This is a genomic window from Planktothrix sp. FACHB-1365, from assembly GCF_014697575.1.
GTDB lineage: Bacteria > Cyanobacteriota > Cyanobacteriia > Cyanobacteriales > Microcoleaceae > Planktothrix.
Window position 1 is genome coordinate 22,248 of the sequence record NZ_JACJSC010000025.1, and the last position, 13,093, is coordinate 35,340.

Sequence of the window (13,093 nt, forward strand, 5' to 3'; positions counted from 1 at the left end):
GCTCATTTCCAGAAATCGGGTTTCTGAAATAAAAATCTTGATATCAGCCTTTACAAAAGCTGAGAAACCCGGTTTTTGGATTAAATAGGGCTTGCTGAAAAAGTAACAGAAAAGGAAAAGAATGATTCACTAGCTGAGGAATTTAATTATTATCAGTGTAATTATTATCACTATTTTTATCCGTCTGACAATCAGGTATCGAGAGTTCAGGAAGTTCTGATGTGGGGATTTTTAGATTAAAATGAAAGACGATTTGATGTTGTTCAATATAATATTGAGTTATATTAATAACGCTTTGTTCAGGCAATAAAGTTTTAACAGCAACTTTCTCTAACTTTGATTTATAACCGGATTCATCCAGCCATTCATAAATCTTACGCCAATTTTCTACTTTTTCAGTTTTATCTAACAAATATTTAACATATTTATAAATGGTTGCACATAAATCTGATTCGACGCCCCTGGGAATTTTATCTAATTTTTCGGCAATTTCCGAGGGACTACAGCCAGACAATAACCCTCTTAAGTGAGCTTTTTCAATCGGAGTCAGAGGTTTTCCCTTAGCCGATGCTAAGTCAGCATAAAGACTTTCTAAATCCCACTCCTGGGCCGCTTGGCTGAACATTTTGTCCACTTGAGCCATATTTCGGGTATAAAAAACATCTAACGTAATTCTAACATAAATTCTAACGTTAGTCAGTAGACAATTAGAAGCTAGTTAATTTATTATCAGTTATAGCAGAGTTTGACAAGCCAGAGAAAGAGAGGAAACCTATGCCAACAGGGGATATAGCGGATTTTGCAATTAACCAGGAACCACGCTGTCCAGTTGTTCTGTTACTGGATAACTCAGGTTCGATGTCTGGTCAACCCATCCAACAGTTAAATCAGGGGGTTGCCGTGTTTAAGCAATCCGTAGATGAAGATGCACTAGCCAAAGTGAGAGTAGAGGTAGCAGTGATTTCCTTTGGCCCAGTGGTAATGCGTCAAGATTTTGTGACAATCGACCAATTTGTCCCTCCACAGCTACAAGCACAGGATTTAACCCCGATGGGAGAAGCGATCAATTATGCTTTGGACTTACTAGAAAATCGCAAAGCTGATTATATAAACAGTGGTACTCAGTATTACCGACCTTGGGTTTTTCTGATTACAGATGGTTCTCCCACAGATAACTGGCAAAACGCTGCACAACGAGTCAGACAGGGTGAGAATGATAAGAAGTTTTCCTTTTTTGCAGTTGGTGTTCAAAATGCAGATACGAAAATTTTAAGTCAAATTGCTCCTGTCAGTCGTCCACCATTATTGCTCAATGGTCTTGATTTTAAATCGATGTTCTTATGGCTGAGTCAATCTATGAAACAAGTTTCTCATAGTCAACCTGGAGCAACAACAATGGTACAAACTGCACCTGTAGGATGGGGTCAGGTAGCAACCTAATAGAGTGAGGAAATTTCATGTCTTGGAAAGCGATCGCTTGTTCTGAAACAGGTACAAGCCATCAAAAATTAAGCTTACCCTGTCAGGATTACGCTAACTTTATCAAAGTCAGTGATTTGGGGGAAATTGTCAATAATGGTGACATTATTATTGCTGCTGTATCCGATGGGGCTGGGAGTTGCAAACATTCTGATGTCGGTTCTCAGTTAGCAGTTACAACAGCCCTAAACTATTTACAAAAATGGCCTAAATGGTTAAAAGATGAGCAGAAAGATTCATCACCAGAAATCTTAAAAGAGTATGCTGAAAAAGTCTTTAAACAAACTTTAGGAGCAGTTAAAAAAGCGTTTGATGCAGAAGCGGAAAATAGAAAATGTTTTCCAAAAGATTTATCCTGCACTTTGCTAGTTGTGGTTGCTACTCCTGATTGGCTTGCCGCTATGCAGATTGGGGATGGTTTTATTGTGATTCAACAACCCGAATCAGAATATCAATTACTGTTTCATCCCAGTAAAGGAGAGTATGCGAATGAAACAACTTTTGTAACTGCCTCAAATGCTTCACAGATGATGCAAGTTCAGATATCATTTGGGGCGCAAGAGTTTATTTGTGCTTCTACTGATGGACTCGAAAGACTAGCAATCAATATAAAAGATTGGCTGCCACACCCGCCTTTTTTTGAGATGTTTAAAAAGGCATTAGAAAGTCGGTCAGAAGAGGAAGAAAAAAAATCTACACAGGAATGGTTAGACTCAGAGAGTGTTAACAGCAGAACCGATGATGATAAAACTCTATTATTATGTTGGTATGACCGTGGCTTAAAAACTCTTCCTCCTAATGGGGGTGAAAAATCCGGTTCCTTGAAGAAACCCGATAGTTTGGGCAGACTTAAAGGAAATACACACGACAATAATATAGATTCTAATTTATTAATTATCAATGTTTTATTAGGGATTGTCTGGAACGCCCTTTACCACGATTTATTTGTAGATAGAACAATTGATCATGTTTATTTAAGATTAATTTTTGCTTTCTTGATCGCTACTCTACTTGCTGTAATTATCTTGATAATTAACTGGAATATATATAAAAAAGTTAAACTCAATAATTCTAAAACAGAAAAAATAAAAATAAAATTATTAGTTTTTTCCGTAATTATTTCTGTTTTTGGTTTGAGCTTAGGCGGGATATTGTATTACTCAATTTATGAATATATTTTGTTACCTTTATCACAATGAAAAATTTGACTTAAAGCTAAATTATTATGGCTAGTTACTTTTACGGTAAAAATCAATCTATCTCTCTCGTTAAACAAATAGGTCAAGGAGGTGAAGGTACTGTTTGGACAACAAATCGGCGAGGATACCTAGCAAAAATATATCATAAAATTAGTCAGGATAAAGTTAAAAAACTTGAATTAATGATTGCGAACCCGCCAAACAATCCAACTGCGGGTCAAAATCATATTTCCATTAGCTGGCCTACTGATTTAATTAAGGATCACCAAAAACGATGTGTAGGCTTCTTGATGCCACAGATTACTGATGCTAAAGAAATGATCTGTGTCTATCTCCCTGCAAATAGGATTCAGAAAGCTCCTAGATTTAACTGGTATTGTCTGCATATCATCGCTTTAAATTTTATTTCTATTATTAAAGAGATTCATGATAAAAATTATATTATTGGAGATATTAATACTAAAAATATTCTAGTTAATGATTGCAGTTTAGTTTCTTTAATTGATACTGATTCTTTTCAAGTTACGGACTCTCAAACAGGTGATGTTTATCGTTGTTCGGTCGGTGTAGAAGGTTTTATACCTCCTGAATTAATTGGTCAAGATTTCTCTAAATTGACACAATTCCGATCTCATGATCAATTTCGATTAGGGGTAATGATTCACTATCTACTGTTTGGTTATCATCCCTTTATGGGGAAATGGACAGGTTCGGGAGATCCACCCGGACAAAATGAATCGATTAGTAAAGGTTATTGGCCTTATGGAAATAATAGTCTTTTAAAACCCAGCCCGAATACAATTCCTATTGATGTTGTACATCCTAAACTTAAAAAATGCTTTCTCAAATGTTTTAATGACGGTCATCAATCCCCTTCTTCTCGTCCATCCCCTGAAAATTGGTTGAATGCTTTACAGGTTGCTATCAATGATTTAGTTGTTTGTAATACAAATAAAAATCATATCTATAGTAAACATTATGGTCGTTGTTATTGGTGCGAGCGCGCTAATACTTTAAACGTTGATATTTTTCCATCTGTTCAAAATCCTATTCATCCTAAACCGCTAAGGTCACCATCTCCCCCACCACCTCCACCAACTCCAACACCTCAACCGCCACCACCAACTCCAACACCTCAACCGCCACCACCACCAACACCGTCGCCATCTCCCCGACCCAAACTAAAAACTCTCCAACCTATGTGGAAAACCGCAGCTATTATTTCTACAACCATTGCTACAACTTTAGCAGGTTTATCTCTCTTTCAATATTACGAAAGAAATCAAATTATTAAGCAAATTGAACAATTAAGAAAACAAAATAATCTTTCCTCTGGACAATGGAACTTATCATCATCTTACTCGTTTGAGTCTGAGTTAGAAAATTTTGGGAATATTATTGAAGGTGAAAAACCTTTGATTTACTTTGACTTAGATGAGTTAGTCAAGGAAATGCAAAAAAAAACTACGTCCTTAGATGATAATATTGAAAAACTTAAAGATAATATTAATAACTTGGAAAGTGTAAATGATGATTTAGAAGATAAAAAGAATTCTCTACAAAACCGTATCAATGAACTTGAAAAATATACTTATGTCAAATTTTGTAATAACACCTCTTATTCAATCATAGACGTAGCATTCGCGTACTGGGATGGAACCGGATTACGATCAAGGGGTTGGTTTTCTGTTAAATCAGGAGAATGTAGTGAAGAAGTTAGTGTAGCTCAAAACTATAATGGTAATGTTTATGTCTATGGAATGTACTATCGGGGTGTACATGAATGGGGAACCGGACAATACTCTTTTTGTGTAGATATAGTTTACGGGTTCAGTATTTCCGAAAGTGATAAAGTAAGTTGTACAGGGACTAATCAGAAAAGAGTAACAATGAGTGAATTTTCTGTATCCCCTGGTACAAATACTTGGAATCTTTCTCCGTAGGGATTTAATCATAAGGTAAAGCGTGAGTGCTGTCAGAAACCGGGTTTCTCAACAAATCTTGATAGGATACAATTAACTTTAATTAGAAACCCGGTTTCTTAAGTGTTTGCGATCGCCCAGAAATCGGGTTTCTCAACAAATCTTGATAGGATACAATTAACTTTAATTAGAAACCCGGTTTCTTAAGTGTTTGCGATCGCCCAGAAATCGGGTTTCTTAACAAATCTTGATAAGATACAATTAACTTTAATTAGAAACCCGGTTTCTTAAGTGTTTGCGATCGTCCAGAAACCGGGTTTCTTAACAAATCTTGATAGGATACAATTAACTTTAATTAGAAACCCGGTTTCTTGATTGTTTGCGATCGCCCAGAAACCGGGTTTCTCAACAAATCTTGATAGGATACAACTAACTTTAGTTAGAAACCCGGTTTCTTGAGTTTTTTTAATCCTCTGGCTCATCATCCGATAAAATATATTCATCCTCAAAAATCTCTGACCAAGACAGTGAGGTTAATCGACATTTTTTCCCCATTTCATCCTCAGCATCCTTTACCGCATTCTCAAAGCATTTTTCCCAAATAGACTCAAGAAAATTACGATTCAAACTGGGCATTTCTTCTTGACTTTCCTGAATTTCTCGACGGGCAGAACGAATACTAATCGTCCAACTAGCACTGCGTTTTTCAGGTTGACATTTCCACTTAATAACATGAAGCATTAAACGAATTAACTGGCTTTTTACGGCTCTTTTTTCAGTTCTTCCCATTGCTTCAATTAAAGATTCTAAACCTTCTGTTGCTTCCATAGATTTTCCTTCTTTGAGAAGTTTATGGACGTTGACAGCCGTTTGATAATGAGAACACACTGCTAACCAGTCCCAATCTTGTTTAGTCAGCATGACTATTTCCTTGATATTACTAATATTGATCAATTTATCATACCTAAGCTGACTGGTGATAGCTGTGGGAGAGCAATTTCTGTTATATTTGAAGTGTAGGAGTTTCCAATAGATTAACAATGAACGTAACAGATTTGTTTCCCGCCTTGCGAAACTTACCCCGTATCGACAAATTAAAAGTCATGCAGTTTCTAGTTTTGGAATTAGCAAAAGAAGAAAATCCATCGTTAGAACAAGGTGCAACTTATGAGATTTGGTCACCCCTGAATTCTCATGAAGCTGCCCATCAACTCGCTCAACTTTTAGAAGAAGACAAATTAACAAAAAATGCGTAATGCTCAAAGGTTTCCTTTATATTACAGATAATCTCAATTAGAAATCCAGTTTATTGATTGTTTGCGATCGCCCAGAAACCGGGTTTCTTAACAAATCTTGATAGGATACAATTAACTTTAGTTAGAAACCCGGTTTCTTGAGGTTTTTTACTACTATTCAGAAATTGATGAATCTAATAAAAAACAGGATTTATAGCTATTATCTAGGAAATAAAACTATCCTATTTTTACTACAAAACCCTGTTTCTATATAACTCTAGTTTGACTGAGGCTAAATTCTATTAAGCAACAGGCGCACGTTCAGGTACAATAAAGGTTTTATCACCGGATAATTCAAAAATTTCATGAACGGCTTTTAACGCTTCTACGCCTTGGTCTTCATCCACTAAACAACTAATTTTAATTTCAGAAGTCGCAATCATTAAAATATTAATATTGCGGTTTGCTAAAGCTTCAAACATTTTAGCAGCAACCCCTGGATGATGAATCATTCCTGAACCCACTACACTGACTTTAGCAATGGATTTATTCACAATAATTTCACTATAACCCAATTCAGATGAGGCTTGTGTTAAAATCTTTTCAGCTTCATCAGCATCCCCTTGGGCGACCGTAAAAGCAATATCCCGTGCTAAAATTCCGTTGATTTGATGACAGCGTTGGGATTGAATAATCATATCCACACTAATATTATGATCCGCTAAAATAGAGAATATTTTGGCTGCCATCCCTGGACGATCTGGAATATGGCGAATGGCTAAACGAGCTTGTTTAATATCTAACGCCACACCTCGAACCGGAGGTAAACTGGGATCAATAGGCGGTTTTTCTAGCTCAAAATTGCTAGTAATTTTACAATCAGAACTAATTTCAAAAGATTGACATAAGGCGGTAACTGCTTGTTGACAATCTTCGGCTGCAATGACACAACTCACTTTAACTTCTGAAGTTGAAATCATCTGAATATTAATACCCGCTTCTGCTAAAGTATTAAACATTTGAGACGCAACTTTTGGCCGTCCAATCATTCCCGCGCCGACAATACTGACTTTAGCAATAGGGGTGTCATCTCCAGTTACTTCAGCATTACCTAGATCAGAATGATTCGGTTTTCCTAAAGCGGGTAATAAAGCATCAGCAACGGCGATCGCTTTAGTAAAATAATCTCGTTCTACAGTAAAGGTAATATCATTACTATTCCCTTCATGAATGGATTGAATAATTAAATCCACATCTAAATTTTGTACCGCAATTCCTCCAAATAATTTAGCAGCAATGCCGGGGCGATCGGGTATTCTTAATAAAGAAACTGCGGCTTGATTTCTATCAAATTCGACACCATCTACCGGACGGGCTAATTCTAATCCTTCTAAGGGTCGGGGTTGAGGTTTAGGGGCGATGACTTTCGTTCCGGGGTCATCTGTCCAACTGGAACGCACGACTAAAGAAACCCCATAATTGCGGGCAATTTCTACCGCACGAGGATGTAAAACTTTCGCCCCTAAACTAGCGAGTTCTAACATCTCATCACAGGTAATTTCTGTCATTAATTGAGCATTGGGAACTAAGCGAGGATCGGTGGTTAAAATCCCTGGAACATCGGTATAAATTTCACATACATCTGCTTTTAAAGCGGCTGCTAACGCCACAGCAGAGGTATCAGACCCCCCTCGTCCTAATGTTGTAATTTCCAAATCATCTTGACTACTTACCCCTTGAAATCCGGCGACAACCACCACTTGTCCTTGATTTAAGTGGCGTTCCATGCGTTGAGTTTCAATACTTAAAATTCGGGCGCGAGTGTGTTCAGCTTCAGTCACAATTCCAACTTGAGCCCCGGTTAAAGAAATCGCAGGTTGTCCTAATTCCTGCAATGCCATACTTAATAAAGCAATACTGACTTGTTCTCCCGTAGAGAGTAACATATCCATTTCTCGACGGTTGGGAGTTGGAGAAATTTGTTGAGCTAAACTTACTAATTGATCAGTGGTTTTTCCCATTGCAGAAACAACGACAACCACTTGATGATCTTGGGCTGTTTTTATTACCCGTTGAGCAACGGATTGAATGCGTTCAACGGAACCGACAGAACTACCACCGTATTTTTGAACAATCAGCATATTAACTTCAGAATTAGCAATGGGAAAGGTCGAATTAAACTGAAAAATCAGAAGTTTTAGCCTGTGAAATTAAAGCGAATTCGCTTAATTGAACAGCAGGATAAATCAGCCTTTTGTATTTTACAGGATAAGACGAGAAAATTATCCTTAAGTTTCAAGAAAATTGTTTAAGAAATTTGGGACTGATAGAAGAAAAGTTAAGGTTCCCGGTTATGATAGCCTAGCAGAGAGAGAAGGAACCTGAAGGACTTGATCAGCTAGATTGTTAAATGTTAAATTTTTTACAGAATCTCGCTACTGTCCCCCGCGTTCTTTCGGAAATCTACGCCGACTTGGGATTTTAAGATGAATGACGCAGGTTCACTTACCCAGTTACCAGAGGGAAAACATGATCAAAATTAATCACCCGATGTTTCAGAAACTTCCTCTTCGCATTATTCTGATTGTTCCCTTTGTTTTACAAATTTTTATAGCGGTTGGTTTGACGGGATATTTATCTTTAAGAAATGGTCAAAAAGCAGTCAATAATTTAGCAATTCAATTACAAAATGAAGTCAGTAGTCGCATTTCTCAACATTTAAGTAGTTATCTTTCAATTGCTCCTCAACTCAATCAAGTCAATGCTCATGCGATCGCTATGGGAACAATTACGCCCAATAATTTAACTCAAATGGGGCAATTTTTTTGGCAACAGCGAATCAGCTTTAATATTGGTTATGTTTTGTTTGGAACACCCACGGGAAAATTTTCCAGTATTGGCAATTATTTTGGAGATCAAAGAATTACCTTTGATACGGTAGATTCTCAAGCTTACAGTGATGGTAGAGACTATGTTTATGAAATGAATAATCGCGGTCAAATCACCCAACTTTTATATAAAAGTGCAGAGGATTATTTCTTTCAAAAAGAAGGATGGTATGCTGCTGGAGCCACATTAGGAAAACCTACTTGGAGTCAAGTTTATAACTGGGAAGTTGAACCCTATAATCTTTGCATCGCAGCGAGTTATCCCTTATTTGATAATAATCAAAAATTAACGGGGGTCTTAGGTGTAGAAATGCGATTATCGCAATTACATGATTTTTTGCAAAAATTGAAAGTCAGTTCTTCCGGTAAAACCTTTATTATAGAACGGAATGGATTACTAATTGCTAGTTCTACTGATGAACAACCTTTTCGCATCAAACCTGGAGAAAAACCGCAACGATTAAAAATTACAGAGAGTCAAGAACCGTTAATTAAAGCAACAGCTAATTATTTAGACTCTCAAATTAAAGATTTGAAAACAATCAAAACTATTCAACAACTTAACTTTTCTTTAAAAGGTCATCAACAGTGGGTTCAAATTACACCTTGGCAAGATGAATTGGGGTTAGATTGGCTAGTCGTTGTGGTTGTACCAGAGTCCGATTTTATTGGAGAAATTGATGCCAATACTCGAACTACAATTTTACTTTGTTTTGGGGCATTAATTTTAGCAATTATATCAGGAATTTATACCACCCATTACATTACCCAACCCATTTTACGCTTAAGTTCTGCATCTAAAATGATTGCAACATCGGCTCAAAAGGGGTTGAGCGGTGACTTAGTTAAAACCAGAGTCGAAGAACCTAAAATCAAAGAATTAGGCGTTTTAGCTCGCTCCTTTAATCAAATGAGCCAAGAATTACAGGATTCTTTTGGTGCTTTAGAACAGACCAATAAAGTATTAGAAAAACGAGTGGAAGAACGAACGGCTCAACTCACAATAGCAAAGGAAAAAGCGGATGCTGCTAACCAAGCTAAAAGTGAATTTCTAGCCAATATGAGCCATGAGTTACGCACCCCATTAAACGGAATTTTGGGCTATGCTCAAATTTTAGGACAATTGGAACCCCTGACGGAAAAAGGACGCAAAGGAGTAGATATTATTCAGCAATGTGGTTATCATCTTTTAACCCTGATTAATGATGTTTTAGATTTATCCAAAATTGAAGCTCGAAAACTAGAACTCTACCCAACTGATTTCCATTTTCCTGCTTTTTTAGAAGGGGTTGTTGAAATTTGTAATATTAAAGCTCAACAAAAAGGAATTCAATTTAATTATAGACCCCAAGAAAATCTTCCCATTGGGATTCGCGCTGATGAGAAACGTCTGAGACAAGTGTTAATTAATTTATTAGGAAATGCGATTAAATTTACGGACAAAGGAAGCGTAACCTTTTCAATTCAAGCCACACCGATTCCCCCAAATTCAAGGTATCGCCTACATTTTCAAATTAAAGATACCGGAGTGGGGATGACATCAGAACAATTAGAGCGAATTTTTCTTCCTTTTGAACAAGTGGGAGAAACAAAGAAAAATACAGAAGGTACAGGCTTGGGATTAGCAATTAGCCAAAAAATTGTTACCTTAATGGGAAGTCAGCTTCAGGTACAAAGTCAATTAGAAGCAGGCAGTATTTTCTGGTTTGATGTGGAATTACCCGAAGCCAAAGAATGGGCAAATACCGCTCGTAATATTCGCAAAGGAAAGGTTACGGGATATCAAGGAGAACCAAAAAAGATTTTAATTGTTGATGATAATTGGGCAAATCGTTCGGTAATTGTAAACTTATTAGAGCCGATTGGGTTTGAAGTCATAGAAGCGAATAATGGTCAAGAAGGATTGGAAAAAGCAATAGTTATTTCCCCCGATTTTATTATTACTGATCTGATCATGCCTGTTATGGATGGGTTTGCGTTTATTGATCAGTTACGTCAATTGCCTAAACTCAAAGATATTGTAATTATTGCTTCCTCAGCTAGTGTATTTGATAGTGATCAACACCGCAGTTTAGATGCGGGAGCTAATGCGTTTTTACCCAAGCCTGTTTCCGCAGATCTCTTACTCGAATTATTACAAATTCACCTGAAGTTAGAATGGATTTATCTTTCCTCTGAATCTCCAATTTTGGATCAGAATCCACCTTCCCATTCTCAGCCGGAAACTCCAAAAATCCCATCTGAAATCTTATCAAATTTGTACGAATTAGCTCAAGAAGGAGACGTAGATGGTATACTAGAAGAAGCTCATTTGATCCAAACTCATGATCCGATTTATTTTGCTTTCACTCAACAAGTGATCCAGCTTGCGGAAAATTTTCAACTCAAAAAGCTGCGAGAGTTGTTGAGTCAAACCATCAGCCAATCTTAAATTCTTTATTCTCGGATTAATCTCAATATTTATCCCCTAGCTTCATTCATGCAAGACATTGGTTTTATCTTGATTGTTGATGACAATCCTACTAATTTATCGGTCTTATCTCAAACCTTAAAGGGTGAAGGATTTTCAGTGCGAGTCGCAGAAGATGGAGAAAGTGCGTTGCAATTAGTGGAGCGCAAACAACCCGCTTTAATTTTATTAGATGTGCAAATGCCCGGTATTGATGGGTTTGAAACGTGTAAAAAATTAAAATCTGATCCTAAAAATCAAGGAATTCCGATTATTTTTTTAACCGCGTTAACGGATGTTGAAAATAAAGTCAAAGGACTTTCTCTAGGAGCAGTTGATTATATTTCTAAACCTTTTGAAAAAGAAGAGGTATTAGCCAGAGTTCGAGTGCATTTACAACTGAAACAACTTACAGAAACCCTAGAACAACAAGTTGCGGAACGCACTGCTGCTTTAGAAAAAACCCAAATTCAATTGGTACAACAAGAAAAACTTTCGAGTTTGGGACAATTAGTAACGGGAATTGCCCATGAGATTAATAATCCGATTAGTTGTATTATCAATAATCTTCCGTTAGCTCAAGACTATGTTCGGGATCTAGCTGATATTTTAACTTTATGTCAAACTTCTTATGAGCAACTGCCAATTCCCCTACAAGAGGCAATCTTTAAAGCAGATTTAGATTTTATTTTAAAGGATTTACCTCAATTACTAAATTCCATAAAAATTAGTGCTGATCGAATTAAAGATATTTCGATTTCCTTAAGAAATTTTGCTCGTTCTGATTCCTCAACTCAAGTTTTATTTGATCTTCATGAAGGCCTTGATAGCACTTTATTGATTTTGAGTCATCGCCTCAAACCCGTAGGGAAACGAGCCGCTATTCAATTAGTTAAAGAATATGGGAATTTACCCTTAGTTGAATGTTATCCTAGTCAACTCAATCAAGTGTTTATGAATGTTTTAGCAAATGCCATTGATGCCATTGAAGAAGCGGGACAACAGGGAGAGATGAAAAACCAAATTCCTACCCTGAAAATTTGTACAACCCAACCCGATCCCCAATCAATTTTAATTGAAATTTCTGATAATGGAATGGGCATACCAGAAGAGATTCTTCCGCGAGTCTTTGAACCCTTATTTACCACAAAGCCTATGGGTCATGGAACTGGATTGGGATTAGTGATTGCCTACCAAATTATTGAAAAACATCAGGGTAAACTCAATCTTGATTCAACCCCAGGACAAGGAACAAATGTCAAAATCTGGCTTCCGGCTACTTCTTAAAATCAATAATTTCAGGGGCAGTTGATAAAGTTTCTGCCACGACTTTCATCCCATCTAATTCTGCCGAATTCCAAACATGAGGATGTTGACAATGATGAGCAATTAATAAACCCCAAAGTTCGTTAGAAACAATAACAGGAACGACTAAATTGGCACGAATAGAAAGACTGCGTAAAAAATTTTGATGACAAGGATGAAGAGATTCAGTTTCAATATCCGTGATCGCCGTAATTCTTCCATTTTGATAATCCTGAGCATATTGATGATTAAAACACTCATCTGCACCTGTAGAACCATAGATTGATAAGGTGGCATTGCTCAACGATTCAAAGGTGACTTGCCCTTTCCATTGAGAATAAAAATAATATAAAATAACCCGATCACATTTCAGTTGAGTTCTCAGTTTATCCAGTTCTTTTTGGATTAAAGTATCTCGTCCCATGCTTGTTTTCAACCGCCGTGCAAATCGTTGTAAACCCGGATCGGCTGAATCTGGTTTATGTTCAAAGTCTTCGATGTTGTTGAATTCGTTTGGAGTTGAAGAAAAATTCATTTGGGGCTAATAAAATCATATTTCAGTTGATTATTTTATCATAAACTTATAATATTAAGCCGATGACTGAGCGATTTTTAA

Annotated in this window: 10 protein-coding genes; 6 read left to right on the forward strand and 4 right to left on the reverse strand. The window is 36.8% G+C overall.

The genetic code is table 11. The features are described 5' to 3' along the window. Window positions 1-142: 142 nt before the first annotated feature. Window positions 143-643 carry a helix-turn-helix domain-containing protein gene (locus H6G57_RS21520; protein ID WP_190522314.1) on the reverse strand — a complete coding sequence of 167 codons (501 nt, stop codon included), beginning with the start codon at window positions 641-643 and terminating at the stop codon, window positions 143-145. Window positions 644-774: 131 nt separating this feature from the next. On the opposite strand from H6G57_RS21520, the gene H6G57_RS21525 reads away from it, so the two are divergent. From H6G57_RS21525 to H6G57_RS21535, 3 genes are read left to right on the forward strand one after another with little or no spacing between them, the layout of a single operon-like run. Beyond that, entirely contained in the window at window positions 775-1,440 is a 666-nt protein-coding gene (locus H6G57_RS21525) for a VWA domain-containing protein (protein WP_190522317.1), read from the forward strand. Between the two features lie 17 nt (window positions 1,441-1,457). Further along, the gene (locus H6G57_RS21530; RefSeq protein ID WP_190522320.1) at window positions 1,458-2,678 is read left to right on the forward strand and encodes a PP2C family serine/threonine-protein phosphatase; all 1,221 of its coding nucleotides are present in this window, start codon (window positions 1,458-1,460) and stop codon (window positions 2,676-2,678) included. 26 nt (window positions 2,679-2,704) lie between these two features. After that, the gene (locus tag H6G57_RS21535) at window positions 2,705-4,621 is read left to right on the forward strand and encodes a DUF1036 domain-containing protein (protein ID WP_190522323.1); all 1,917 of its coding nucleotides are present in this window, start codon (window positions 2,705-2,707) and stop codon (window positions 4,619-4,621) included. Between the two features lie 444 nt (window positions 4,622-5,065). Here the strand turns inward: H6G57_RS21535 and H6G57_RS21540 are convergent, their stop codons facing one another. Beyond that, entirely contained in the window at window positions 5,066-5,521 is a 456-nt protein-coding gene (locus H6G57_RS21540; RefSeq protein ID WP_190522326.1) for a DUF29 domain-containing protein, read from the reverse strand. Between the two features lie 119 nt (window positions 5,522-5,640). Between H6G57_RS21540 and H6G57_RS21545 the strand changes: the two genes are divergently transcribed. Continuing rightward, window positions 5,641-5,856 (forward strand): hypothetical protein, encoded by a 216-nt coding sequence (locus H6G57_RS21545; RefSeq protein WP_190522329.1) that lies wholly within the window; start codon window positions 5,641-5,643, stop codon window positions 5,854-5,856. A gap of 281 nt (window positions 5,857-6,137) precedes the next feature. Here H6G57_RS21545 and H6G57_RS21550 read toward each other — a convergent pair whose 3' ends face one another. Further along, window positions 6,138-7,976, reverse strand: coding sequence for an aspartate kinase (locus H6G57_RS21550; RefSeq protein WP_190522332.1), 1,839 nt, complete (start codon window positions 7,974-7,976; stop codon window positions 6,138-6,140). Window positions 7,977-8,364: 388 nt separating this feature from the next. On the opposite strand from H6G57_RS21550, the gene H6G57_RS21555 reads away from it, so the two are divergent. Both H6G57_RS21555 and H6G57_RS21560 read left to right on the forward strand, forming a co-directional pair. Continuing rightward, window positions 8,365-11,154 (forward strand): hybrid sensor histidine kinase/response regulator, encoded by a 2,790-nt coding sequence (locus tag H6G57_RS21555; RefSeq protein ID WP_190522335.1) that lies wholly within the window; start codon window positions 8,365-8,367, stop codon window positions 11,152-11,154. Window positions 11,155-11,202: 48 nt separating this feature from the next. Further along, complete coding sequence (locus tag H6G57_RS21560; RefSeq protein ID WP_190522338.1) at window positions 11,203-12,459, forward strand: response regulator; 1,257 nt, start codon at window positions 11,203-11,205, stop codon at window positions 12,457-12,459. Here the strand turns inward: H6G57_RS21560 and H6G57_RS21565 are convergent. Further along, window positions 12,449-13,012, reverse strand: coding sequence for a GAF domain-containing protein (locus H6G57_RS21565; RefSeq protein ID WP_190522341.1), 564 nt, complete (start codon window positions 13,010-13,012; stop codon window positions 12,449-12,451). The genes H6G57_RS21560 and H6G57_RS21565 overlap by 11 nt on opposite strands. Window positions 13,013-13,093: the final 81 nt, after the last annotated feature.

Excerpts from the sequence above, each read along its gene's own strand:
- H6G57_RS21530 (WP_190522320.1), top strand. The coding sequence starts at position 1,458 with ATGTCTTGGAAAGCGATCGCTTGTTCTGAAACAGGTACAAGCCATCAA.
- H6G57_RS21535 (WP_190522323.1), top strand. The coding sequence starts at position 2,705 with ATGGCTAGTTACTTTTACGGTAAAAATCAATCTATCTCTCTCGTTAAA.
- H6G57_RS21565 (WP_190522341.1), bottom strand. The coding sequence starts at position 13,012 with ATGAATTTTTCTTCAACTCCAAACGAATTCAACAACATCGAAGACTTT.
- H6G57_RS21555 (WP_190522335.1), top strand. The coding sequence starts at position 8,365 with ATGATCAAAATTAATCACCCGATGTTTCAGAAACTTCCTCTTCGCATT.
- H6G57_RS21520 (WP_190522314.1), bottom strand. The coding sequence starts at position 643 with ATGGCTCAAGTGGACAAAATGTTCAGCCAAGCGGCCCAGGAGTGGGAT.
- H6G57_RS21545 (WP_190522329.1), top strand. The coding sequence starts at position 5,641 with ATGAACGTAACAGATTTGTTTCCCGCCTTGCGAAACTTACCCCGTATC.
- H6G57_RS21540 (WP_190522326.1), bottom strand. The coding sequence starts at position 5,521 with ATGCTGACTAAACAAGATTGGGACTGGTTAGCAGTGTGTTCTCATTAT.
- H6G57_RS21525 (WP_190522317.1), top strand. The coding sequence starts at position 775 with ATGCCAACAGGGGATATAGCGGATTTTGCAATTAACCAGGAACCACGC.
- H6G57_RS21550 (WP_190522332.1), bottom strand. The coding sequence starts at position 7,976 with ATGCTGATTGTTCAAAAATACGGTGGTAGTTCTGTCGGTTCCGTTGAA.
- H6G57_RS21560 (WP_190522338.1), top strand. The coding sequence starts at position 11,203 with ATGCAAGACATTGGTTTTATCTTGATTGTTGATGACAATCCTACTAAT.